Origin of the sequence: Empedobacter sp. UBA7494 (assembly GCF_002478465.1) — a bacterium.
Taxonomy (GTDB): domain Bacteria; phylum Bacteroidota; class Bacteroidia; order Flavobacteriales; family Weeksellaceae; genus Empedobacter; species Empedobacter falsenii_B.
Genome location: NZ_DLOC01000092.1, coordinates 1 through 24,325 on the forward strand (window position 1 = coordinate 1; position 24,325 = coordinate 24,325).

General features: G+C 32.3%; 22 protein-coding genes. 2 read left to right on the plus strand and 20 right to left on the minus strand.

Features of this window, described 5'->3' with window-relative positions; genetic code table 11:
* Positions 1 to 386: 386 nt before the first annotated feature.
* The 6 genes from B4E95_RS10720 to B4E95_RS10745 all read right to left on the minus strand — a co-directional run bounded on the left by B4E95_RS10720 (position 387) and on the right by B4E95_RS10745 (position 6,009).
* A complete protein-coding gene (locus B4E95_RS10720; RefSeq protein WP_291061176.1) occupies positions 387 to 1,607 on the minus strand; it encodes a bifunctional folylpolyglutamate synthase/dihydrofolate synthase in 1,221 nt (406 codons plus the stop codon).
* Between the two features lie 100 nt (positions 1,608 to 1,707).
* Positions 1,708 to 2,868, minus strand: a complete 1,161-nt coding sequence (nhaA, locus tag B4E95_RS10725; RefSeq protein WP_291091466.1) for a Na+/H+ antiporter NhaA — start codon at positions 2,866 to 2,868, stop codon at positions 1,708 to 1,710.
* 83 nt (positions 2,869 to 2,951) lie between these two features.
* Entirely contained in the window at positions 2,952 to 4,166 is a 1,215-nt protein-coding gene (locus B4E95_RS10730) for a sterol desaturase family protein (protein ID WP_291091467.1), read from the minus strand.
* Positions 4,167 to 4,168: 2 nt separating this feature from the next.
* Positions 4,169 to 4,375 (minus strand): alpha/beta fold hydrolase, encoded by a 207-nt coding sequence (locus tag B4E95_RS10735; protein WP_291091468.1) that lies wholly within the window; start codon positions 4,373 to 4,375, stop codon positions 4,169 to 4,171.
* A gap of 27 nt (positions 4,376 to 4,402) precedes the next feature.
* Positions 4,403 to 4,882: an alpha/beta fold hydrolase gene (locus B4E95_RS10740; RefSeq protein ID WP_291091469.1), complete on the minus strand. Its 480-nt coding sequence runs from the start codon at positions 4,880 to 4,882 to the stop codon at positions 4,403 to 4,405.
* A gap of 71 nt (positions 4,883 to 4,953) precedes the next feature.
* On the minus strand, positions 4,954 to 6,009 hold the full coding sequence (locus B4E95_RS10745) for an anhydro-N-acetylmuramic acid kinase (RefSeq protein WP_291091470.1): 1,056 nt from the start codon (positions 6,007 to 6,009) through the stop codon (positions 4,954 to 4,956).
* 563 nt (positions 6,010 to 6,572) lie between these two features.
* Between B4E95_RS10745 and glyA the strand changes: the two genes are divergently transcribed.
* On the plus strand, positions 6,573 to 7,847 hold the full coding sequence (gene glyA / locus B4E95_RS10750; RefSeq protein ID WP_291091472.1) for a serine hydroxymethyltransferase: 1,275 nt from the start codon (positions 6,573 to 6,575) through the stop codon (positions 7,845 to 7,847).
* A gap of 399 nt (positions 7,848 to 8,246) precedes the next feature.
* Here glyA and atpG read toward each other — a convergent pair whose 3' ends face one another.
* From atpG to B4E95_RS10790, 8 genes are all read right to left on the minus strand, one after another.
* Complete coding sequence (atpG, locus tag B4E95_RS10755) at positions 8,247 to 9,119, minus strand: ATP synthase F1 subunit gamma (RefSeq protein WP_291069038.1); 873 nt, start codon at positions 9,117 to 9,119, stop codon at positions 8,247 to 8,249.
* 71 nt (positions 9,120 to 9,190) lie between these two features.
* Positions 9,191 to 10,765: a F0F1 ATP synthase subunit alpha gene (gene atpA, locus B4E95_RS10760; protein WP_291091473.1), complete on the minus strand. Its 1,575-nt coding sequence runs from the start codon at positions 10,763 to 10,765 to the stop codon at positions 9,191 to 9,193.
* An 11-nt stretch (positions 10,766 to 10,776) separates the two neighbouring features.
* Positions 10,777 to 11,337 carry an ATP synthase F1 subunit delta gene (gene atpH / locus B4E95_RS10765; protein WP_038335127.1) on the minus strand — a complete coding sequence of 187 codons (561 nt, stop codon included), beginning with the start codon at positions 11,335 to 11,337 and terminating at the stop codon, positions 10,777 to 10,779.
* A gap of 2 nt (positions 11,338 to 11,339) precedes the next feature.
* Complete coding sequence (locus B4E95_RS10770) at positions 11,340 to 11,834, minus strand: F0F1 ATP synthase subunit B (RefSeq protein ID WP_038335122.1); 495 nt, start codon at positions 11,832 to 11,834, stop codon at positions 11,340 to 11,342.
* A gap of 96 nt (positions 11,835 to 11,930) precedes the next feature.
* Positions 11,931 to 12,140 carry an ATP synthase F0 subunit C gene (gene atpE, locus B4E95_RS10775; protein WP_013598300.1) on the minus strand — a complete coding sequence of 70 codons (210 nt, stop codon included), beginning with the start codon at positions 12,138 to 12,140 and terminating at the stop codon, positions 11,931 to 11,933.
* A 54-nt stretch (positions 12,141 to 12,194) separates the two neighbouring features.
* Entirely contained in the window at positions 12,195 to 13,328 is a 1,134-nt protein-coding gene (atpB, locus tag B4E95_RS10780; protein WP_291091474.1) for a F0F1 ATP synthase subunit A, read from the minus strand.
* Between the two features lie 78 nt (positions 13,329 to 13,406).
* Complete coding sequence (locus tag B4E95_RS10785) at positions 13,407 to 13,787, minus strand: hypothetical protein (RefSeq protein WP_114997874.1); 381 nt, start codon at positions 13,785 to 13,787, stop codon at positions 13,407 to 13,409.
* A 5-nt stretch (positions 13,788 to 13,792) separates the two neighbouring features.
* Positions 13,793 to 14,008: an AtpZ/AtpI family protein gene (locus B4E95_RS10790; RefSeq protein WP_286496233.1), complete on the minus strand. Its 216-nt coding sequence runs from the start codon at positions 14,006 to 14,008 to the stop codon at positions 13,793 to 13,795.
* A gap of 32 nt (positions 14,009 to 14,040) precedes the next feature.
* On the opposite strand from B4E95_RS10790, the gene dusB reads away from it, so the two are divergent.
* Positions 14,041 to 15,036 (plus strand): tRNA dihydrouridine synthase DusB, encoded by a 996-nt coding sequence (gene dusB / locus B4E95_RS10795; protein ID WP_291091476.1) that lies wholly within the window; start codon positions 14,041 to 14,043, stop codon positions 15,034 to 15,036.
* A gap of 78 nt (positions 15,037 to 15,114) precedes the next feature.
* On the opposite strand, the gene B4E95_RS10800 is transcribed toward dusB, so the two are convergent.
* The 6 genes from B4E95_RS10800 to B4E95_RS10825 all read right to left on the minus strand — a co-directional run bounded on the left by B4E95_RS10800 (position 15,115) and on the right by B4E95_RS10825 (position 24,265).
* Positions 15,115 to 15,411 (minus strand): hypothetical protein, encoded by a 297-nt coding sequence (locus B4E95_RS10800; protein ID WP_221854236.1) that lies wholly within the window; start codon positions 15,409 to 15,411, stop codon positions 15,115 to 15,117.
* A gap of 83 nt (positions 15,412 to 15,494) precedes the next feature.
* Positions 15,495 to 16,556 carry a DUF2891 domain-containing protein gene (locus tag B4E95_RS10805; RefSeq protein ID WP_291047645.1) on the minus strand — a complete coding sequence of 354 codons (1,062 nt, stop codon included), beginning with the start codon at positions 16,554 to 16,556 and terminating at the stop codon, positions 15,495 to 15,497.
* Positions 16,557 to 16,577: 21 nt separating this feature from the next.
* Positions 16,578 to 17,612, minus strand: coding sequence for an alpha/beta hydrolase (locus tag B4E95_RS10810; RefSeq protein ID WP_291091478.1), 1,035 nt, complete (start codon positions 17,610 to 17,612; stop codon positions 16,578 to 16,580).
* Positions 17,613 to 17,721: 109 nt separating this feature from the next.
* The gene (locus B4E95_RS10815) at positions 17,722 to 19,650 is read right to left on the minus strand and encodes a putative porin (RefSeq protein ID WP_291091480.1); all 1,929 of its coding nucleotides are present in this window, start codon (positions 19,648 to 19,650) and stop codon (positions 17,722 to 17,724) included.
* 107 nt (positions 19,651 to 19,757) lie between these two features.
* Positions 19,758 to 21,194 (minus strand): RagB/SusD family nutrient uptake outer membrane protein, encoded by a 1,437-nt coding sequence (locus B4E95_RS10820; protein ID WP_291091482.1) that lies wholly within the window; start codon positions 21,192 to 21,194, stop codon positions 19,758 to 19,760.
* Positions 21,195 to 21,205: 11 nt separating this feature from the next.
* Positions 21,206 to 24,265 (minus strand): SusC/RagA family TonB-linked outer membrane protein, encoded by a 3,060-nt coding sequence (locus tag B4E95_RS10825; protein ID WP_291091484.1) that lies wholly within the window; start codon positions 24,263 to 24,265, stop codon positions 21,206 to 21,208.
* Positions 24,266 to 24,325 lie beyond the last annotated feature (60 nt).

The following is a 24,325-nucleotide window of genomic DNA, read 5'->3' on the forward strand; positions in this document are numbered from 1 at the left end:
GTAAGTTGTTCATTGTAAACACTTTGAAGTTAAATAAATTTACTCTTTTTCAATCAAATGAACAACTTTATTATTTATCAATCAAAATGCACAACGGGTATAATTTACAATTTTTAAAATATGTAGCTTAACTTATACTATAAAATTCAGGGGATATCCATCTACCTGTGATTTTACAAATGTCGCAGTTGCTATAAGTGTAAAAACAAATAAAACTTTTTTCATATTTTTTGAGTTAACAAAACCATCGTAAATTCAGTAAAAAAACTTTCAAAATCATGAATTACATGCATTTAATACATAAAATAATTATTATAGGTTATAAAAAATATAGACTCCGCTATTCAAGCGGAGTCTATCATGATTTATTTCATATTATTTTAAAATTAGATGACTTCTGCAACAATAAATGTACTACCTCCAACGTAAATCATGTCATTTTCTGTTGCATTTGATTTTGCAGCAATTAATGCCTTTTCTACAGTATCAAAAAAGTGTTTATCGGTAATATCTTCTGGTATGATTTTATACAAGTCGTCAATGTCATATTTTCGAGGAACATCTGGTTGACAGAAATAATAAGTTGCTTTTTTAGGAAAGAAATTTAAAATAGATAAAACATCTTTATCATTCACAAATCCTAAAACCAAATGCAATTGATTATAAGCTTGCTCATTTATTTGTTTTGAAACCTCTGCTAAACCATGTGGATTATGCGCAGTATCAGCAACAATTAATGGGTGTTGTCCTAAAATATCCCAACGTCCGCGCAAATTTGTATTCTTTACAACATTCAATAAGCCATTCGTAATATTTTCAGGAGAGACTGCCCAACCTTGTTTTTGCAATTGTTCAATAGCGGTTAAAACGGTACGTTTATTTTTGATTTGATAAGACCCTTTCAAATCTGAAGCTAAATCTTGAAAATGTTTTTCTTCAGCAAAAATGATTTTTGCATTTCTATCTTTCGCTACTTGTTCAAAAATTGTTTTTGTCTCTGCTGTTGTTTCACCAATTACAACCGCTGTATTTGGTTTTATGATACCAGCTTTTTCAAATGCAATTTTGTCCAATGTATCACCCAAAAATTGTGTATGATCTAAACCAATGTTCGTAATCACAGAAAGTTCTGGTAAAATAATATTCGTTGAATCTAATCGTCCGCCCAAACCAGTTTCTATAATCGCGATATCAACTTTCTGTTGTGCAAAATATTCGAAAGCCATCGCAATTGCAATTTCAAAAAAAGATGCTTTTTGATCAATTATTTTTTGCTCATGCTTATTCACAAAATCAATCACAAATTCTTCATCAGCCATTTCTCCATTTACACGTATTCGTTCACGGAAATCTTTGAGATGTGGAGAAGTTGTCAAACCTGTTTTATAACCTGCTTCCTGAAAAATAGAGGCCAACATATGAGACGTACTTCCTTTACCATTTGTCCCTGCAATATGAACCGTTTTAAACTTAGTTTGAGGATTTCCCAAATACTCGCATAAAGCTGTAATATTTGTTAAATCTGCTTTCATTGCTGATGCTCCAACACGTTGAAACATTGGTAAATTTGTAAACAACCAATCGATTGTTTCTTGATACGTTCTCATTTATTCAAAAATTTTACACGAAGTTACGGAATCATCTTCAAAAAAAAATCGAATTTCTCCGAAGAAAAATTCGATTCTATTATTTATGAATTGACTATTCTTAATCTGAATAATCTTGTTTTGTAGTTAATAATATTTTTAAAACAATAAATCCAACAATAGCAGCTGTTAACGAAGCTACTAAAATCATCAATTTCGCTTCATTTATATAACTTGGGTCTTTGAAGGCCAACATCGAAACAAAAATAGACATTGTAAATCCAATTCCTCCTAAAATTCCGACACCAAAAACTCGTTTGAAATTTACTGCTGTAGGTAATTCACACAATCCTAATTTAACCGCAATCCATGTAAATAATGTAATTCCGACTGGTTTTCCGACAACTAATCCTAAAAAAATACCCGAAGCTAATGGAATACTAAAATGCGCTAATCCTCCGCCATCAATTCTAATTGCTGTATTTGCTAAGGCAAATAAAGGCAAAATAATAAATGCGACTGGTAAATGTAAAGCATGTTCCATTTTAGCTGAAAGTGATTTAGAATCGTCCTTATCAAATGGAATTGTAAATGCAACCAAAACTCCCGCAATTGTAGCGTGAATACCCGAATGCAACATAAACCACCAAACAGCAATCCCTCCAATGATATAAGGAATCATTGATTTTATTTTTAATTTATTTAAAGCGAAAAGACCTAATAAAATGGCTATTGCAATTCCGAATTGTGTAAAATCTAAAGGTAATTCTGGGTTTGGATAAAATAATGCAATCACGATAATTGCTCCTAAATCGTCAATCACAGCTAAAGCTGTTAAAAATACTTTTAATGATAATGGAACTCTATTTCCTAACATTGTTATAATAGCAACAGCAAAAGCAATATCTGTCGCCATCGGAATTCCAAAACCATGAATGGTATCCGTTCCTTTATTCGTAAAAAAGAAAATAAATGCAGGAATTAACATTCCTCCCAAAGCTGCAAAAACAGGTAAAATTGCTTTTTTAGTATCCGACAATTCACCTACAAAAACTTCGCGTTTTAATTCTAAACCAATCAAGAAAAAGAAAATAGCCATCAAACCATCATTAATCCAATGTGAAAAATGATGACCAAATAGATTAATTTCCCAAATAGAATCATAAGATTCTGCAATTGGTGAATTGGCTAATAATAAAGAAAACGCAGTACAGAAAATCAATAAAATTCCTCCTGAGGTTTGGCTATGAAAAAATTGGTTAAAAAGTTTAGAAACTATCATTATATTTTTTTTAGTTTGGTAAAAATAATGAACTCGTTTTTAACCGCCTAATCTAAACGAAACAATAAGACCTAAATTATCATTTATATAATCTTCAAAATACTTTTTTGATACCAATTACTAAAATTAAACATCTTTTCGATGATAAAAACGAATATGAAAGGTAAAATCAGCAAGAAATAATTATGAGATTGAATGATAAAAAAACTACAAAACACTAAAAATCTAATATGTTCTAAATACGGTACCCATCTTTTTTGTTCTAATTGTGCACCAATATTTATAAATGTAATCAAGACAAATACAACGAAGAAACCTTTGGTTAAATTATCAAATTGATCAAAGTAATATGTTAGAATACTCATCGCAAAAAACGATAAAATCAATTGTAAATTAATATAACCTTTGTATTTGAAATGATAACTATTCCCTTTATTCTTAGACACCCATTTCTTTTCAATAATTGGTCTTATTTCCTGATCCATCACTGCTGGACTACCAAAATATATCGTCAATTTTTCTTTAATGGAGGATTTTCTTCGAGCAGCTTCATACAACTCTAAATAATAATGAAAATGTTGCCACAAAAAACTGTAACTATTGATAGGATGCGTCAATCCATATCTTGGTTTTTCTTCTTCTTTCTGAAAAGTACCAAATAATATGTCCCAAAAAACAAATACATCTCCATAATTTTTGTCCAAATATTTTTCGTCAGAAGCATGATGAACACCATGAAGAGAAGGTGTTATAAAAATATATTCAATCCATTTTTGTTTCTCCAAAATCTGCGTATGCGTAAAAAAAGAATACACGCCATGAACCACCAAAATCGTCATCACTAAATTTGGATGAAAACCAATAAAAGGCAAAATACACCAAAAAATATTGCGAACAATTGCTTGCAAAGTCGTTATACGTGCCGCCACCGTAAAATTAAATTCTTCGGATTGATGATGCACAATATGGGCTCCCCAAAAAATATTGACTTCATGTCCCAAACGATGATACCAATACCAAACAAAATCTGTCGCTAGAAGCATCACAACCCAAATCCACCAAGCATTTGAAATATCTAAAAGACGATAATTTTCGTAAATCCAAACATACAAATTGTAAAAACTTACCGTAATAAAAAGATTCAATAATCGTTCTGCAATTCCTATTGAAATATTAGAAACCGAACTTTCATACTTATAAATATTCTTTAATTTTTTCTTTTTAACAACTACATATTCAAGCCATAAAAAAAGAAAAAAAGCTGGTAAAGCAAAAGCTAAATACTCGGGATGATTCATTTTTAAGCACTTAAAAATTGATTAATATGTTGATTAAAAAGTATCGGCTGCTCCATCATCGGCACATGACCACAATGATCGATATAAGCTAATTTTGCATTAGGTAAATGTGCAAAAAACTCTTCAGCAACATTTGGCGGTGTCACAATATCTTGTTTTCCCCAAACCAATAAAACTGGCTGATCTATTTTATGTAAAAGATGTTTCAAATTTTGTCGCTTTGCATCTCGCGCAATTTAAATTATAGACAAAGCTTTTGTAGGCGTATTAGCGGCCGAAAAAACATCATCAACCAACTCTTTTGTTACAACATTTTTTGTTTCAAAAACATCTTCTACCTTATTTTTGATATACTCGTAATCTCGCACACGCACAAAAGAAGCCTGCAAATTGCTTTCATACAAACCTGAACTTCCAGCTAAAATCAATTTATCAAACAAATTTGGATGTGCCAACGCATACAGCAGTACAACATGACCGCCCAAAGAATTTCCAATTAATATTGGATTTTCAATTTTATTAGATTGAATATAATTTTCTAGAAATTGAACTAAATTTTGAAGTGAATTTCTTTTGAAATGTGTAGAAAATAAAGGAAATGTTGGCGTATAAACATTATAATTTATTTCAATATTCTTGATAACATTTCCCCAATTACTAAGGCTTCCAAATAAGCTATGAAGTAAAATAACATCTTTATTTTTCGAATATTTCATATCGCATTTATTCTTGGTTATCGAATAAATGTAAATAAAATATTTTTTAAACTCTATTATTTAGATAGACTTTATAAGTGATATATAATTCCAGACGAATGGTCTTTGCTCGCTCCTGTTACAGATGCCAAACAATTTATTTCGTTATAAACACGACGATAACCAAGGAATGCAAATATTAAGGCTTCTTTAAAATCGATTAAATTATCAGTTGGAATAATGATTTCAACAGTTGATAATTCTCCTAAACGATTGATAAAAAATGTATTTCGAACTCCTCCTCCAGTTATCAACACGTTGTTGATATCATATAAAGCAAAGGTATTTTTAATTTGAATTACAAAATGCTCCACACAACTTCTCAGCTTATCTTCGATAGAAATATCGTACTTATCAACAATTGTTAAAAACTCATTCATAACCCATTCAAAACCTAATGATTTTGGAAAAGGTTGATGATAAAAATTCAAAAGATTCAATTCTTCAACTAATGCGGTATTAATATGTCCTTGTTCTGCTCGTTCTCCATTTTTATCAAAATCAAAACCGAGTTGTTTTGCATAATGATTCAAGACAATATTAATTGGGCAGATATCAAATGCAATTCGTTTTCCATTTCTATTCATCGAAATGTTAGAAAAACCTCCAAGGTTTAAACATGCATCATAGTTAGAAAATAATAATTCGTCCCCAATCGGAACCAAAGGCGCTCCTTGTCCTCCTAAAATAACGTCTTGTGTTCTGAAATCGCACACCACTTTTTGTTGACAACGCGACGCAATTGCTAAACCATTTCCTATTTGCAAAGTGAATGATTTCTGCGGTTGATGAAAAATAGTTTGCCCGTGAGATGCAACAAAATCTACTTTTCTAATCTTATTTTTATGAATAAATTCTTTTACTTGTTCTCCAAGAAAATAACCATACTCTACATCTAGTTGGCATAAATCCATTGCCGAATATTGAAAAGCTTCTGTTAGTTTTGTTCGCCAATCGGATGAATAATCTATAGTTTCGGCATGTAAAATTTCGAAATGTTGGTTACCATCAAATCGTACATAGCAAATATCCAAACCATCTAACGAAGTTCCAGACATTAAACCAATGCAAAAAGTAGGGTTTTTCATGCTGTAAATTTAATGAGAGAAATTGATAGTTGGTTGGTTTAGAAATTAGAAATTTTAAATATCTAAGAAACCATCTTTCATTTTTTCCTTGATGAAAAAACGAAACAAAAAAATCAAGACCTCAATAAATCGGCTGAAAATGATTCATTCTACGCGAAAAGATTTAAAAACCTATCGGTTAAATCTTTTTTATCGCTTCGAATTTCTTCATTTTTTTAACGCCTTTTTATTGAAAGGTCATTTGAAATTCCTTTGAATAAGTAAATTAGTTTTCAATTATTAATAAGGTATGATTCTGAAAAAAGTATAAATATTATTACTCAAAACTAAGAACTTGTTACTCACAACTCGAGATGCGTTAGGGATAGTAGTGGAAATCCTTTGCGTGAAACAAAGCGATAGCGAAGTTACAAAGTAAAGATTGCAACGAATAGCCCGCCCGAAGGAAACGCCCAAATCATTAGAAAAATTGTTTTGATAACTCTTAGGTTATTACGAATATATCAGTTAGAAATTCTAATGATAAAAGCTTATATTTGAAACACAATTAATACAAACAAAACATGGCACAAGATGTAATCTTCGATTTGATTGAAGAAGAAAAAGAAAGACAACTGAATGGAATTGAATTAATCGCGTCAGAAAACTTTGTTTCAGACAACGTAATGCGCGCGATGGGTTCTGTTTTGACAAATAAATATGCAGAAGGTTATCCTGGAAAGCGCTATTACGGTGGCTGCGAAGTTGTAGACGAAGTAGAAACTATTGCAATTGATCGTTTGAAAGCGTTGTTTAATGCAGAGTATGCAAATGTGCAACCTCACTCAGGATCTCAGGCAAATGCAGCTGTTTACTTAGCATGTTTGAAACCAGGAGACAAGATCTTAGGATTCGATTTATCGCACGGAGGGCACTTAACTCACGGTTCTCCTGTTAATTTTTCTGGGTTAACTTACCAAACTTCTTTCTATGGAGTCGACAAAGAGACGGGAAGAATTGACTACGAAGCTATGGCAGAAACTGCTCGTAAAGAGAAGCCTCAAATGATAATTTGTGGTGCTTCGGCATATTCAAGAGACATAGATTATGCTAAATTTCGTGAGGTAGCTGATGAAGTTGGTGCTTTGTTATTAGCTGATATCTCGCATCCTGCTGGGTTAATCGCCCGCGGAATCTTAAACGATCCTATGCCTCATTGTCATATCGTAACGACGACAACTCACAAAACTTTACGTGGTCCTCGTGGTGGAGTCATTATGATGGGGAAAGATTTTGAGAACCCTTGGGGAGCAAAAACTCCTAAAGGTGAAGTGAAAATGATGTCTCAAATCTTGAACGGAGCAGTGTTCCCTGGTACACAAGGTGGGCCTTTGGAGCATGTAATCGCGTCTAAAGCTATTGCTTTTGAAGAGGCTTTATCTGACGGTTATATGGACTATATTGTACAAGTTGTGAAGAATGCTAAGGCTTTAGCTGCGGCATTGGTTGCAAAAGGTTATGACATTGTTTCCGGAGGTACAGATAATCACTGTATGTTGATCGACTTACGTAACAAAGGTATTTCTGGGAAACAAGCAGAAAACGCTTTAGTTTTGGCAGAAATCACTTGTAACAAAAACATGGTTCCTTTCGATGATAAATCTCCTTTCGTTACATCGGGGATTCGTTTAGGTACGGCTGCTGTAACAACTCGTGGGTTGGTTGAAGCAGATATGCAAACTGTTACTGACTTGATTGACGAAGTATTAATGAATATTGATAACGAAGAAATCATTGATGGAGTTGCAGATCGTGTAAACGAGTTCATGTCTTCTCGCCCATTATTTCAAATGAAATAAATAGAAACTTAGTTTCGATGATAACAATAGAAAAGTCCTGAGTATTTCTTAGGACTTTTTGTTTGATATAAAATGTCGAGACGTTTTAATCAAAACCACCTTAGCTTTTAGGTAAAATCACTTGACGTTTTTATTGAAATGTCTTGAGGAAATAATTTATTTCATTTTAATTTATAAAAAGAATAAAATAATGAGAATTCTAATTAGATATATGATTACAAAAATTATCATCCTGAATAAAGTAATAACTAAGTAGAAGTATTTCTTCAATACATATGTTAAAGAATAATTATTCAAAAGTGTTTATTACTTCTTTATAATCTAAAGTAAACATTATAAAAAAAAGCAACTTCGAGATGAAGTTGCTTTTCTATTTAAAAATAAGATAAGTCTTTGTTTTTACGCATTCAATGCTTCTGCACCACCAACGATCTCTAAGATCTCGTTTGTAATAGCAGCTTGACGAGCTTTGTTGTATTGAATTTTCAATCCTTTTTGTAATTCGCTTGCGTTGTCTGTTGCTTTATGCATTGCAGTCATACGTGCTCCATGTTCAGAAGCGTTAGCATCTAATACGGCTTTGAATAATTGCGTTTTCAACGTTTGAGGGATCAAGTCTCTTAAAATTTCTTCTTTCGAAGGGTTGAAGATATAATCTAACTCTGCTGAATTGTTTGCTTCTTCTTCAGTTTTCTCTAAAACGACTGGTAAAAATTGTTCGTCTTGTACAATTTGAACAGCTGCATTTTGAAATTGATTGTAGATAATTCTGATTTGATCAAAGTCACCTACAGTAAATTTCTCTACTAAATCGTCTGCAATTTCAGCCACATCTGCAAAATTTAAATTATCCCAAATGCTTGATGCATTTTTATAGATAGTTTGTGTTTTACTAAAAGTATCATTAGCTTTTTTACCAATTGCTAAAATCTCTACGTGTTTACTTGCTAATTCGCCAGCTAATAACGCATTTACTTTTTTGATGATGCTTGAGTTGTATCCTCCACATAAACCTCTATTCGAGTTAATAACGACTAAAAGTACTTTATTAACTTCGCGCTCTTCTGTTAATGCACCTCCTACTTCAGCTTCTAAAGTAGAACTTACATTTTGTAAAAGTTCACGTAATTTATCTGCATAAGGACGTAACTGTACGATAGAATCTGTAGCACGTTTTAGTTTTGCAGCAGAAACTAATTTCATAGCACTTGTAATCTGCATTGTAGAACCTACAGAAGTAATACGGTTACGTATATCTTTTAAATTTGGCATAATTCTATTTGAGATGAAGGATTAAAAGGAACTTAGAGATTCAGAAACCTCTAAGTTTCATTTATATTTTATTAGTATTTAGAAGTAGTTTCTGTGATAACTTTCTTCAATACATCCATAATTTCATCAGTCCATTTACCTAAACGGATAGATGTTAAAGTGTCTGCATATTTGTTGCGCATTAACTCAACAAAGTCACCTTGCCACTCTTTCACTTGGTTAACTGGAACGTTTTTCAACATACCATTAGTACCCGCATAAATAACTGCTACTTGTTCTTCAACTGGAATTGGAGCGTTAACACCTTGTTTTAATAACTCAACGTTACGTTCACCTTTACCAATTACGTTCATTGTAGCTGCATCTAAATCAGAACCAAATTTTGCGAAAGCTTCTAACTCACGATATTGTGCTTGGTCTAATTTTAATGTACCAGATACTTTTTTCATTGGTTTTGTTTGTGCAGAACCACCAACACGAGATACAGAGATACCTACGTTGATTGCTGGACGAACACCTGAGTTGAATAAATCAGACTCTAAGAAGATTTGTCCATCAGTAATCGAAATTACATTTGTTGGGATATATGCAGAAACATCACCAGCTTGAGTTTCGATAATTGGTAAAGCAGTTAAAGAACCACCACCTTTTACGATACCTTTCATAGATTCTGGTAAATCATTCATTTGAGATGCGATTGCATCATCTTTGATTACTTTTGCAGCACGCTCTAATAAACGAGAGTGTAAGTAGAAAACGTCTCCAGGATATGCTTCACGTCCTGGTGGGCGACGTAATAATAAAGACACCTCACGGTATGCAACGGCTTGTTTAGATAAATCATCATAAACAATTAACGCTGGACGACCAGAGTCACGGAAGTACTCTCCGATTGCAGCACCTGCCATTGGAGCATATACTTGCATTGGAGCTGGATCAGATGCATTAGCAGCAACTACTACTGTATATTTATCTGCACCGTGGTCTTGTAATGTTTTCATGATACCTGCTACTGTAGAACCTTTTTGTCCTACTGCAACATAGATACAGAAAACTGTTTCTCTTCTATCGTAAAACTCTTTTTGATTTAAGATTGCATCTAAAGCAACAGAAGTTTTACCTGTTTGACGGTCACCAATGATTAACTCACGTTGTCCACGTCCAATTGGAATCATCGAGTCAATAGAAACGATACCTGTTTGTAATGGTTCGTTTACTGGTTGACGATAGATAACCCCAGGAGCTTTACGCTCGATAGGCATTTCATATAATTGTCCTTCGATTGGTCCTTTACCATCGATAGGATTTCCTAACATATCTACAACACGTCCTAACATTCCTTCACCTACGTTAATAGATGCAATTTTGTTTGTACGTTTTACAGTGTCACCTTCTTTAATACCTTTTGAAGGTCCGAAAAGTACAATACCTACGTTGTCTTCTTCAAGGTTTTGTACCATTCCTTCTAACCCGTTTGAGAATTCTACTAATTCTCCGTATTGAGCATTATCTAACCCGTAAACACGAGCAATACCATCCCCAACAGTTAGAACGGTTCCTACTTCTGCTAATTCAACTGATGAATCAAAGCTTGTAAGTTGTTGTTTTAATATAGCTGAAACTTCAGCTGGATTTATTTCTGGCATTTCTGAAATATTTAAAATTTAGGAATGTATTCGTTTTTCGAAAAATCTTTTTTTAATGTAGCTAACTTAGTTTTGATTGACGAATCAACTTGATTGTTTCCAATTTTTAAAACGAAACCTCCAATTAAAGATGCATCAATTTTGTTCTCTACTTTTACTTGACTATTTGCAGCTAAAGTTTGTTTCGCTTTTGCTACAATATTATCAATTGTATTTTGATCTAATTGTACTGCCGAAGTAATTTCTGCTGTTACAATATTATTTGCTAAATCGTATAATGAAATAAACTGATCTGCAATTTTAGACAAAATATTTTCTCTACCATGTCTTACGACTAACGAAATGAATGTTTGAGAAGTTTTTGATAAAGATTTGAAAATCTCACTCAAAACAGCTTCTTTTTTCTTTGCATCAATCACTGGAGAATTTAAGAAAACTCTTAAATCATCATTCTCTTTAATGACTTTGCGAACATCATTCATTTCAGCATACACTACGTCTGTTTGGTTTGCTTCATTCGCAAACTCCATCAAACCTTTAGCATATCTATGTGCTGCTCTGAATCCTGCCATGATTAATTGAATTTAACTTGATCAATAACATCATTCACTAAAGCTTCTTGTGCAGATTTGTCTGACAATTCTTTAGTTAAGATTTTTTCAGCAATTTCAATTGACAACTGTCCAACTTGATTTTTGATATCAGCCATAGCTGATGCCTTTTCATTTTGGATAGCTGACTTAGCATTTTCAATTAATTTGTTTGCTTCTACAGTTGCAGAATTTTTCGCCTCGTTGATGATATTTTCTTTCATTTCACGCGCTTCTTTCAAGATAGCATCACGTTCAGCACGAGCCTCTTTCATGATTTTCTCGTTTTGAGCGTTTAATAAAGCCATCTCTTCTTTCGCTTTTTTAGCTGCGTTTAATGCATCCTCGATAGATTGTTCTCTTTCTTTAACTGCAGATAAAATTGGTTTCCAAGCTAATGATCTTAACAATACTAATAAGATGATAAATACGACCGCAGTCCAAAAAATAAGACCAACTGAAGGTGTAATTAAATCCATTGTGTGTATGTATTAAATTTTATTTTTTACTAATTAATTTTTTAATGAATTAGCTTCAACAACCAACCGTTATTGAAGCTAATTTTAATTCAAATATTATCCGTTACCTAATAACGCAACTACGATACCGAATAAACCTGCACCCTCGATTAAGGCTGCTGCGATAATCATAGCTGTTTGAATTTTTGAAGCCGCTTCTGGTTGTCTAGCGATTCCTTCCATAGCTGATCCACCGATTTTACCGATACCTAAACCAACTCCTAAAACTGCTAAACCAGCTCCGATTGCTGCAATACTTCCTGTCATGATAATTGTATTTAATTATTAAAAAATTATTTTATTGTTTTTTATATTCTATTCTTAATGATGATCGTGTTCTGCTACTGCTGTTCCGATGAATAACGAAACTAACATTGTGAATACGAACGCTTGTAATGCCGCTACTAATAACTCTAAACAGTAGATAAATAACGCTAATGGAATAGATCCACCTGCCATAGCTTCTGTTTGGAAAATAAAGATTAACGAAATTAACGACATAATAATGATGTGACCTGCTGTAATGTTCGCAAATAAACGAATCATTAAGGCGAAAGGTTTTGTAATAATCCCGATTAACTCAATTGGAGCTAAGATCAATTTTACTGGAACCGGTACACCTGGCATCCATAACATATGTCCCCAGTAACCTTTGTTTCCTGAGAAATTAATTACGATTAATGCGATTAATGCTAATACAAATGTAACTGCGATATTACCTGTAACGTTAGCTGCACCTGGTAATAATCCTAATAAATTGTTGATCCAAATGAAGAAAAATAACGTTAATAAATAAGGCATAAATTTCGCATATTTTTTCTCACCAATATTTGGAATTGCTACTTCATCACGAACAAAAATAATAATTGGTTCGATAAATCCTGCAATACCTTTTGGTACCATATTTCCTTTTTTGTAGTTAGATGCAACTGCAGAGAAAACTAAGATTAAAATCACGAAAGAGATTAACATTGATGTTACGTTTTTCGTAATAGAAAAATCTAATGGTTTTTCATTTTCTAAATGAATAGCTCCTTTTTCGTCTACGTGAGGTTTGATTGTACCTTGCGCATCTGTTTTGTAGATTTTTTCGTGGTAGTTGATGTAGTAGTTTCCGTTACTTTCAACAACCGCTTCGTTGTGGTGAAATTTAGAAGACATAAAAACCTGTAAACCATTATCCCATAAAATAACAGGTAATGCAACTCCTACACTTTTTTCTCCTTCTCCCCATAAATGCCAATCGTGCGCATCTGCAATGTGGTGCATGATACCTGGCACTGGGTTAAATGTAGATTCGCCAGATTTCACTTTAGCAGCTTCCTCTTGACTTTTTACTTGCTCACTTTTAATTAACTCCTCAAACGTTTTTGGAAGACTTTCGTGCGGAACCGTTGTAGAGGCGAATCCGAAATTGAAAAGTAATAAAAACGCTAATAACGCTGAAAATTTCATGTATAATTCCTTTGTTTCTAAATTGCGTGCAAAATTATAGTAAATTAACCACTTACCAAAGTCAAATGCTAAAAATCATTAAACTTTTTTTAACTTTAAATTAATTAAGCGAATAAACACTAAAACTTCGGCTAGCAAAATTACAAAATAACTTATAATTAATTGCACAACATTTGATTTAATTTGTTCATTCACAACAATCAATGCTAATACAATTGCCATCTTCGCAATCATGCCTCCCATAAAGGCAAAACCAACATATTCTGGAAATTTTATCTTCACAAAACATCCAACTTGCAAAATCATTAATGTAATTAATCCAATTATTAAATACATTTTTGGAACAATTAGCGGATTTTCGCTAAAATTATAATGCTCAACAATTGCGTAATGAATACCACAAAAAATTGCAACCATTGCAATAAAAGAAAGTGCTAAAAGAATAAATTTCTTAATCATTAAAATTATTTTTTTGGTAATTGCTTCAACATCAAATATAATCCTGCAAAAACTCCCAGCAAAGATAAGCCAGCCGTCCATAATGGCTTCTCTGTTTCCATTTTTTTATCCAAAAATGTTCCTAACCAAGCAAATAACGCAATCGTTACCGCCATCTGTATTCCCATCGCAGAAAATTTTAAATATTGATTTACACCTTCGGACTTTCGTTCTTCTTTCATAAGTTTTATGTAATTTTGCAAAAAATTATTTCGTGGTAAAGATAGGAAACATAGAATTACCAGACTTCCCTTTATTGCTTGCACCAATGGAAGATGTGAGTGATCCGCCATTTCGTCGCCTATGCAAAATGCATGGTGCAGACTTGATGTATACAGAGTTTATTTCATCTGAAGGATTGATTCGTGATGCAATAAAAAGTCGTCAAAAATTAGATATTTTTGATTACGAACGTCCTATTGGTATTCAGATTTTTGGTGGAGATGAAGAAGCCATGGCTATGTCAGCTAAAATTGTCGAGACTGTTCAGCCTGATATTGTTGATATTAACTTTGGATGTCCTGTAAAAAAAGTGGTTTGTAAAGGCGCTGGAGCTGGTGTATTAAAAGATATAGATTTGATGGTACGTTTAACAAAATCTGTTGTTGAAAGTACACATTTACCAGTTACTGTAAAAACGCGTTTGGGTTGGGATTCTGACTCGATTAACATTTATGAAGTTGCAGAACGTTTGCAAGAAACAGGTATCAAAGCCTTGTCAATTCACGGTCGAACACGTACACAAATGTATAAAGGAAATGCAGACTGGGAACCGATTGCAAAAGTAAAAGCTAATCCAAATATAGAAATTCCAATTTTTGGAAACGGAGATATCGATTCGCCTCAAAAAGCAATAGAATACAAAGAAAAATACGGTGTTGATGGTGTGATGATTGGTCGTGCGGCGATTGGTTACCCTTGGATTTTCGAGCAAATTAAACATTATCGAGAAACAGGAGAATTGTTACCAGAACCAACAATTGTAGAACGAATGGAAGCGGCTAAAAACCACTTAAATTGGGCGATTGATTGGAAAGGTGAACGTACAGGAATTTTGGAAACACGTATGCATTATACCAATTATTTCAAAGGAATTCCAAATTTTAAACCTTATCGCACAAAGTTAGTTACACAAGATAATTTGGTTGATTTGGAAGCTACTTTCAAAGAAATTGAAGAAGAATTTATTCCAACATTAGAAGAAATTTAATCGTTAGAAATAATTCATCACTATAAAAAAATCCACCAAAAAACTTGGTGGATTTTTCATTTAAACTTGAGACTATAATTAATTACAATTATCTACAAGCAACACTTCTTCTGGATTCAGCGTATCATATTTCATCAATACAACTTCGTCCACGTCTGCTCTAGATCGTAAAGTAACTTCATAAACTTCATCATTCACAGGATATTGTATAGTTGCTTTCGGACGTTTAAATGTTCCGCTAGTTTCCACAACAACACCTTCTACGCATTTCCCTGTTTTAGCCAATTGATCTTCTAATTGACTTTTCGAATATTGACTAAATCCGAATGCTGCAAGACCTAAAACTGCAATGACGATATAAAAATATTTTTTCATAGAATTAAAATTTAATGTTTCGTATAGTTTTGTTTGAAACAAATTTAGATTCAATTCTATCGTTATAAAATCCCTATTATTAGCTAATTTTTAGTTTCACGTTTGGTTTTCAGCGCATAAAGTGCAAAAGTTCCCAACCAATGACTTCCCATATAATCATCATTTGAAATATTATTGAACGAATAATTGAAGTGATGATTTGCCCAATCATTCAAATAATTTAACTCTGGTAATTTTGCAGAAATTTGATACAAAGCCGTTGCACGACTAAAATTCAAACCATCCAAATGAACCAATTGCCCATCCGTACGATCCGAAACAATTCCAGGTTTTAGCTCATGTTTTTTATCAAACAATTGTGGTAAAAATGATTTCAACCATTTTTTATATTCATCATGCGGATGAATTTTAGACATCAACAAAGCCTCTTCCAAACAAGCCGAAAGAAAATCTGATCCACTTGGTTCGAAAGCAATATTGCAACTTTTATCTTTTAAATAAAGACGATTTGCATTATCAGTAATCACTTTTTCGAATGTTTTATCATTCACAGAACGTGCATAATCGATCGCTAAGCTCAAACCAAAAGCTGTGTTATCATGCGTACCTGTACGAATTGGATAAACTAATTTCGGCAAATATTCTTTGTATCGAATAATAATCAAATCACTCAAAGGTTTCAGATTTTTTGCCCAAACTTGCGCATCTTTATCTTGCCAATTATTTAATTCCATTTGCAATTGTAACAACCAAGCCCAACCGTATGTACGTTCGAAATTCTTGTTATTTTTATCATTGAAAAAGGCCATTTCAACCGCAACATTTTCTGCTGTAATCAATTGATTTAACTCATTTCTAACCTGATTATTCTGATCCAATTCAGGAAAATCTTTCATCAATTTCACAATCGACCAAAATCCATGCACAGACGAATGCCAATCAAAACATCCATAAAAAATTGGACGCAATTGCTTTGGCGTTTTCAAATCCTGATCACTTCCCAAAACATTTCCTAGTTTATTCGGATACTCAGTCTTGATACAATGCGTTGGTAATTCAAATATTTTTTTGGCTTGATCTAATTGTAATTCTTGCGCAAATGCAGTTGTCGTTAGTAAAGTTGTTAAATAGAGTAATTTTTTCATCAAAATGTTTTTACCAAATTACTAATTTTTATTCGAGTCCAGGAATTTTTTCAATTCTTCTTTTGTTTGTAAACTTTCAGGAAAATTTTTCAGATTTTGTTCAAAAAACTGTTTTGCTAAATCCGTTTTCTTTTGTTTTACCAGATAATTTGCAACATTGTTGATATACGTTTCTGTTGGTTGAAAAGAATAATTCAACTTTCTAGAAATCGATTCAAACGAATCTTTTACCAAATTTGGTTGATTCGGAATCTCTTTAATATTCACACGATAACCATCAAACTGCCAACGTAAATAATCAATCGAGCCAATCATCGGAACCGAACCATGTTCTTCGTCAACATATTGTTTGTAATGATAATTCAACGATTTATTCTTCGAAGATTTCAAACGTTCGTCCACCTTTTTTATACTTTGATAATGATCACGTAAATGATCTGCATTTTGACTTTCACCAACTTGTGTTATCATCAAAAATCGATTCTCGAAAGAATGATTTTCTAAGTTTTGATAAAGATTCAATAATTCTTTGTTGTTAAACCAAATACTTGGATCGTGCGCAACATATCCATTGAAAGTTTTGGGATGATTGTATAAAGTTTTCAACGCAAAATAACCACCCAAAGAATGTCCAATTAACAAACGAAAATCATTCACGCGATAATTTTTCTGCATAAAAGGAAACAATTCGGTTTGAATAAAATTGAGGAAATTAACATCATTCACATGTGTAAAATCTTTTGTTCGATCACCATTTTTATTCGTAACTCCGACAATGATCGATTCGGGCATTTCTGGATAAAAACCAGATTGAAACTTAGAAACTACGCCTGTTAAAAACGTAAAATTAGATTCGGCATCTAACACATAAATCACAGGATAATTTACTTTCTGAAGTTTAGAATTATTATATGATTCGGGAAGATTCACCCAAATTTCTCGTTCAGTATTTAAGATTTTAGAACTTATTTTTTGGATTTCTGCGATAGATAATTTCTCTTGTGAAAAACCGATTTGAGAGAAAATCAAACAAAATAAAAGTAAGAATTTTTTCATGTATAAAATTTTCCTAAAAATAGTTATTTAGAATTATTCTACACAAATGATTTTAGACAGAAAAAACGACCTCATCAAGAAGTCGTTTTCTATATAATTTGTATTTTTTTTAACTAAAAATATTCCATTTCAAGCCAAGTTGAAATTTGAAATCTCGATACGGAACATTTGGCGCTGCGAAATAATCAGGTTGTTTTGTAAACGACGCATTGATATGTTCACCACGAATGTAAAAACGCATATTACGTACCTTGAAATTGATAAAAACATCCAAAATAGGATAACCTCCAATCTCTTGTATATTTGCTGGATCTTGCAACGCAAATTCGTTCAGAATCGGGATGTAACGCAAACCATTGTATTTCGTAAAATATGTTGCATTAATACCAGCTTGCAATTGAGCATTCTTGTTGAATAATTCTCCTTGCCAATACAATGTTTCACGAATCAAGAAATCTGGCAAAGGCATATATTCTTCGTTTTTCGTTACTTTTTGATATTGCGCTGTCGAAACCAAATTAATCTTTCCGAAACGTAAATGATTTTCACCTTTTATCTTGAAATAATTGATATTATCCGCCAATTGCTCATAATTCAAAATATCATTCAAATACACTTTATTGTCAATATTATAAATTGAAGCTTCTAAAGTCGTGTTGACTTTATCTAACTTTAATTTTGCAAAAAGGTTTTGAACATTTTCGGTTTCAAATTTATTAACGTAGTTAAAATTATTAAAGAAACTTTGATTATAAACCGCATTCAACGAAGGAAGTTTTGACTGAATAACCGCTCCTGCGCTCAATGTATAACCTTCTATCGGCGTCACATCTAAAACTGCATCTACATTATAAACACTTTTGTAATTATCAGATTGCAAATATTCAACATTTCCGTAAAGTTTTAATTTTTCATTCCAATCAAAATCCACTTTTCCAACAACTCCAAAAAGATTTTCCTCTATTTGCTTTGGAACTGCAACAATCGTCATGGCTTGATCAGCAAAAACGCGCAAATTCTGGAATTTAACACCAGCCTCTATTTTCACACGATCTGTCCACTGAAAACCAGCAGTTGTCGTATTGGATAAATCTGTAAAACTCTTTTTACTTCTATAATCCATTCCTGTAATAATCGGTGTAGAATATAAAGTTCCGTTTGGTGACGTATCCTCGTAGCGATATTTTTGTTTTTCATACGAAAATTTATTCTTCAATTCAATTGGATTATAAAAAGTCGAATCTTTTTCATTCATTTTTTTTAAGATTCCGTACGAAGCATTCAATTCAATTCGACGTGCATCAAATTCAGATTTTGCTGTCTGCGAATTCACGGGAATATTACGAACATTTGTCATTCTGCGATCATCTTGCAAAATAAAATCGTTGATATCTTCTATTCCACCGTTCTCATTATTTTTCAGATTTTGTGCTGCATAGTTCCACCACAATTTGAAACGTTCCGATTTTGTTTTATAATTTGATGAAAAAACAAAGGTATTATTCTGCGCTTTTTCATGACGATAACGACCTTCAGAAATTAATCCACGATAATGAAACGTATAATTGAATTGCTTGTTGAAATTATGCGAAAATGTTGAAGACAAAAAGTTACCTTCTTTAACACCATTCTCGTAAATAAACTCGGTATATGGCGTTTTGACATCATAATATTTGATATCATTTGCATAATAATAATTGTATTTTTTACCAGTTGGTAACATCGACGGATTGAATGGCGTATTTTGATACTCCAAATCCACCACTACACCACCAACATTCGGAAAAAATAATTTTCCGAACGCATCTTTGCGAATAAAATTTTGATTATAATAGTTTTTGATACTTAATGTCGTATCCAATACTTCTGGTTTTCTACCATTTGTCCAAAACTTATAATCGTCAATTTTGGTTTTATAATATGTAACCGAATCATTTGTTGATGATCCTTTTAATGGTTTTAAAACTTTTATCGAATCCTCTTGAGCCTGTGCTACAATAGCTCCTAATAAAAATAAACCAATGATTGTTTTTTTCATCCTGTTGAATAAATCCTTACAAAAGTAATCTAAAATTGAGAGATACAAAAAAACCCACTTATTTCTAAGTGGGCAAATGTTATAAAAATGTTTAATTCGTTAGTTTATTACCAGCCTGGATATTGCTTCACCTCAGGAGCTCTATCTAATTCTCCAATTGGAATAGGAAAAACAAACAACTTATCATTTGCAGAAACTTCGCAAATATTTCCATTACAATTTGAAGTTTTAACAATAGGCAAATTATTTCTTTTTAAATCATAAAACCTCAGTCCTTCTCCAATAAATTCTTTTTGTTTCTCAGTTAAAATATCAGTAATAATATCATCTCCTTTATAAACTGAACTTTTTCTTGTTAATGCAAACTCGTTTAATAAAGTTAATGCTTCAGACTTTCTTCCTAACTTCGCTAGCGCTTCCATTTTAATGAATAATAGTTCAGTCATACGAAATACTTTTACATTTGCTGTATTAGCCCCTTCAGATGTTGACTGAGGAACCTTTTTTAACCAAACACCTTTTGGATCATCTACAGTAGGAGCTTGAGCTGTTTGAAACAAAGAAAGTCGTACATCTTTAGTACTATTCATAGTATTGTATAAAGATGTTCTCATCATCAACCTTCTTTTAGATGCATTGAAGGTATAATACTGACCAGGATGAGTATTAATTCCTAAATTAGATATAGATGTTTGAGAAATTTCAAAAATTGTTTCTGGTTGATTTTCTAACAAACTTATTTCTTTTGAAGTAAAATAATTAACTAAACCACTAGCTTCTATCATTGAAAAATTTGATGATGACTTTAAAATATCATCAACTAAATCAATTGATTTTTGATAGTCTCCAGACTTACCTCTAGTTAAATATACTTTAGACAACAAATACTTTCCTGCAGTTGCACTTAAATAAATTTTATCCTGACGACTTGAATTAGCCATCCCTTCAATTCCTTCGGTTAAATCTCTAATAATAAAATCATATACTTCATCGATAGTTGACCTACCAACTGTTTTTTGAGGATCGTAAATATCGTTTTTAATAGGAATACCATATTCTTGATTAACACCAGATGTAGGGTTTGGAGAAAAACCTTGTACAAGGTAGAACATTGCTAATGCTCTTGCTATTTTAGCCTCTCCTTTCAAACTTAAGACATTATCATTTATCGGAACATTTGTATCATTCAATACTAAATTGGCTTGCTGAACGACTTCATATAAACCTCTATATTGTCCAAATGGAGAATTACCTGAATGCCACGCAAAAGCAGCAGTATTAACATAGGCTATATCTCCTGCAGCATTCGATACAAAAATATTATCTGATAACAGTTCTCCTTGTATTAAAATATCTGCTCCAAAATTAGATCCACTACCTAATTTTGGATAAATACCTTGCACAACCTGAGCCATTTGATCTTCGTTCTTTAAATTACCATCATAGACGTCCCCTACCTCAGGTATAAGATCAAGTCTATCCTCACTACAAGAACTCAATAGAATAGGTACAATAAATAATAATCTATAAATATGTTTTTTCATTTTTTTATTTTTTAAAAGTCAATAGAAATACCTAATGATACACTTTTCATAATAGGAGATGTGTAATCATACATTCCCTTTCCATAAGCACCTCCTGCTGCATTTGAATTAGACTCAGGATCAAAAGTTAAGTCTTTATCAAAAACATAAATCCATAAGTTTGTTCCTTTTGCATAAATTGTGAAATTATCTATACCCGTACTTTTCTTAAAGAGATCATTAAAACTATATGCAAATTTTATATCTTTTAATCGAATATGATCTCCTTTTCTCAACCAACGAGTAGAAGGCTCATAAGATCCTGTTGTGTTGAATAACATTTGTTTTGGATTATCTGCTTTTGTATTTGTTTCTGTCCAAGAGTTATATAAAACATCTTTAGTTTGATTATAATAAATGCTATTACCATCACTTGTAACATAATTCTGCCAACGATTCATGACAGAAAACTTGAACTGTCCTGTAAAGAATACAGAAAGAGTAAAGCCTTTATATGTGAAATCATTTTTTAAACTTGCTAAATATTTTGGAAATGGAGAATCTTTTTGCCAAATTCTACTTGCTTGATTATATTTACTAGCATTATCTAAAATAACTTTTTCAGTTCTTGATTCATCCTTCCAGATAGTTCCATACCCTGTTGCTTCATCTACTCCAGCCCATTCATAAGTATAATATTGTAAGTATTCTTTACCTACACTAAGAGCTCTTAAACTTGATCTATCTATTTGATCAGGATTTGCAAGTTTTGTAACTTTATTTTTATTATAAGAAGCATTTCCATAAATATTCCATCTAAAATGTTCTCCATTTACAGGTAAATAATTAAAACTCAACTCAACTCCTCTATTCGTTATTTCTCCAATATTAGTCAAAAAACTTCCTGGACTTCCATTTTGAGGTGCTATTGGAGTAGTATATATAGCAGATGCTGTTTTTCTTTGATAAGCATCTACTGAAAGTGTTAATTTATCTTTAATAAAACCAAAATCTAGACCTACATTAAACTGTTTACTTACTTCCCAAGCTAAATTATCATTCTTAGCATTACTTAAATAAATTGTAGCATCATCTCCTGTATAACTACTTATTCCTAACAAATTCAATGAATTATACACACTTCCCCATGAGTCCGCATATGGAATATTCCCTATTTCACCATAATTCGCTCTTAAAATCAACTTACTAAAGGGTGATGAATCCCAGTCTTTTGTTACATTCCAAGACCCTCCTACAGACCAAAATACTCCAGATTTTTTAAACTTTCCTAATGTCGAATTTGAATCTCTTCTTAACTGAGCAGAAAATGTATACTTCCCATCCAAAATATAATTTAATCTTGAAAAGTACGAGATTTGAGTCCATTTTAATACATCTTCATCTGCACTTCTTCTTTCTGTTCCATATGTTAAAAAAGGTCTAGGTTCTGATAATTTACCTACAGATGCTGACGAAATTGTATAATTATGCTCTTGATACTCCATTCCTACATAGGCTTGAATATCATGTCTATCATTCACTTTTTTTCTAAAACTAACAGAATTTTGCCAGTTCCAATCAAAAATATTTGTAAAGGATTGCTGAACTACTCCTCCATATGTTAATCCATCTGCAATACGAGGATCCCAGTACATTTTCTCTTCTAATTTCTGACTTTGTGCTCCAAATAAAGAATACAAATAGAAATCTTTAGCAAACTGCCACTCTCCATTAACGGATCCTAAAAAAGTTTCAATACGACCTTTAGTAAAATCCATCTCCTGAATAGCTAGAGGATTAAAATTACTATTACTAGGTCCTAAATTATCTTGATTATAAGTACCATCTGCATTATATGCTGGATAAATTGGAGATATATACCAATTCGTTAACCAAGGATTTCTATAAGCTCCACCATCATCTATAGAATTTCGTTTAACATTTGTATAATTAACATTTAATCCAAAAGTAAATTTATCTTCTATTTTATGATCAATTGCAGTACTTAAACTCATTCTATCAAAATATGAATTTAAAATCAAAGGATTATTCTCGTAATAAGAAGCTCCAAATCTATAAGAAGTATTCTCTCCTCCTCCTGTCATTGCAAAATTATAAGTCTTAACAGAAGCTGTATTACGTTGAACACGTTTCTGCCAATTTTCATCTGTCACTCCATCATAACTAACAAGAGTTGAAAAAGCCTTTACAGCATCATCCATCGAAGTAAATGATCCTGAATTATATTCCATCAATCCTCCCCACTTAATATATTCAGAAGCACTCATCCATTCTTGCTTATCATAAGCAATAGACTGAAATGCCATATCAGTACCTATATTAAATCTTGTCTTTTGATTATATTTTCCCCTTTTTGTAGTTACAACAATAACTCCATTTGCTCCCCGTGCTCCATACAGAGCTGTAGCTGAAGCATCCTTCAAAACTGCAACAGATTCTATCATATTAGGATCAATAGCTGCTAATGGATTCCATGATTCCATTAAACCTGCATTATCTGAACCTTTACCTACAACAATCCCATCAATTACATATAAGGGATTAGGCGTTCCAATCAAAGAACCTACCCCTCTAATTGTAATAATATTTGTAGATCCAGGATCTCCAGAGTTAGTAGAAAAAACAAGCCCAGATACTCGTCCATTCAACACTTCATCTATTGAAGCAGTTGGAGCTAATTCAAAATCTTCTTTTTTTACAATATCATAAGCTCCAATTTTTTGAGCTGCATCCATCTTGATTCCTCCTACTAAAGTAACAGTATTTAATTCAATACTACTAGATGCTTTTGTAATAAACTTCACATCTCCCAATGTTGTAGAAGTAACTTTTATCGTTTTTTCTTCTCCATTAGAGTCAATAATTTTTAATATATCACCAACTTTGGCGTCTACATTAAAATTTCCTTCCACATCAGTGAATACTGAAGCGCCTGTTCTTGTAACAATCACCTCAACTTCATCCATTGGAAAACCATTCGAGTCTTTTAAGACTCCTTTAACTTGGGCATAAGCCAAACTTCCCATCAAAAACATTGATAGAATGCCCAAAGAAGTAAATCTTCTCCTCATATTGTGTTAATTTTTAGTGCTAATTATTACAAATATGAGAAAAAAACTTAAAATATCTAA

Bases quoted from the DNA above. Each gene is read 5' to 3' on its own strand.
- B4E95_RS10810 (WP_291091478.1), bottom strand. From the start codon at position 17,612: ATGAAAAAATTCTTACTTTTATTTTGTTTGATTTTCTCTCAAATCGGT.
- B4E95_RS10820 (WP_291091482.1), bottom strand. From the start codon at position 21,194: ATGAAAAAACATATTTATAGATTATTATTTATTGTACCTATTCTATTG.
- atpB (WP_291091474.1), bottom strand. From the start codon at position 13,328: ATGAAATTTTCAGCGTTATTAGCGTTTTTATTACTTTTCAATTTCGGA.
- atpA (WP_291091473.1), bottom strand. From the start codon at position 10,765: ATGCCAGAAATAAATCCAGCTGAAGTTTCAGCTATATTAAAACAACAA.
- B4E95_RS10770 (WP_038335122.1), bottom strand. From the start codon at position 11,834: ATGGATTTAATTACACCTTCAGTTGGTCTTATTTTTTGGACTGCGGTC.
- B4E95_RS10740 (WP_291091469.1), bottom strand. From the start codon at position 4,882: ATGAAATATTCGAAAAATAAAGATGTTATTTTACTTCATAGCTTATTT.
- B4E95_RS10790 (WP_286496233.1), bottom strand. From the start codon at position 14,008: ATGAAAGAAGAACGAAAGTCCGAAGGTGTAAATCAATATTTAAAATTT.
- B4E95_RS10730 (WP_291091467.1), bottom strand. From the start codon at position 4,166: ATGAATCATCCCGAGTATTTAGCTTTTGCTTTACCAGCTTTTTTTCTT.
- atpH (WP_038335127.1), bottom strand. From the start codon at position 11,337: ATGGCAGGATTCAGAGCAGCACATAGATATGCTAAAGGTTTGATGGAG.
- B4E95_RS10825 (WP_291091484.1), bottom strand. From the start codon at position 24,265: ATGAGGAGAAGATTTACTTCTTTGGGCATTCTATCAATGTTTTTGATG.
- B4E95_RS10805 (WP_291047645.1), bottom strand. From the start codon at position 16,556: ATGAAAAAATTACTCTATTTAACAACTTTACTAACGACAACTGCATTT.
- B4E95_RS10745 (WP_291091470.1), bottom strand. From the start codon at position 6,009: ATGAAAAACCCTACTTTTTGCATTGGTTTAATGTCTGGAACTTCGTTA.
- atpE (WP_013598300.1), bottom strand. From the start codon at position 12,140: ATGACAGGAAGTATTGCAGCAATCGGAGCTGGTTTAGCAGTTTTAGGA.
- glyA (WP_291091472.1), top strand. From the start codon at position 6,573: ATGGCACAAGATGTAATCTTCGATTTGATTGAAGAAGAAAAAGAAAGA.
- B4E95_RS10720 (WP_291061176.1), bottom strand. From the start codon at position 1,607: ATGAGAACGTATCAAGAAACAATCGATTGGTTGTTTACAAATTTACCA.
- B4E95_RS10800 (WP_221854236.1), bottom strand. From the start codon at position 15,411: ATGAAAAAATATTTTTATATCGTCATTGCAGTTTTAGGTCTTGCAGCA.
- nhaA (WP_291091466.1), bottom strand. From the start codon at position 2,868: ATGATAGTTTCTAAACTTTTTAACCAATTTTTTCATAGCCAAACCTCA.
- B4E95_RS10785 (WP_114997874.1), bottom strand. From the start codon at position 13,787: ATGATTAAGAAATTTATTCTTTTAGCACTTTCTTTTATTGCAATGGTT.
- B4E95_RS10815 (WP_291091480.1), bottom strand. From the start codon at position 19,650: ATGAAAAAAACAATCATTGGTTTATTTTTATTAGGAGCTATTGTAGCA.
- atpG (WP_291069038.1), bottom strand. From the start codon at position 9,119: ATGCCAAATTTAAAAGATATACGTAACCGTATTACTTCTGTAGGTTCT.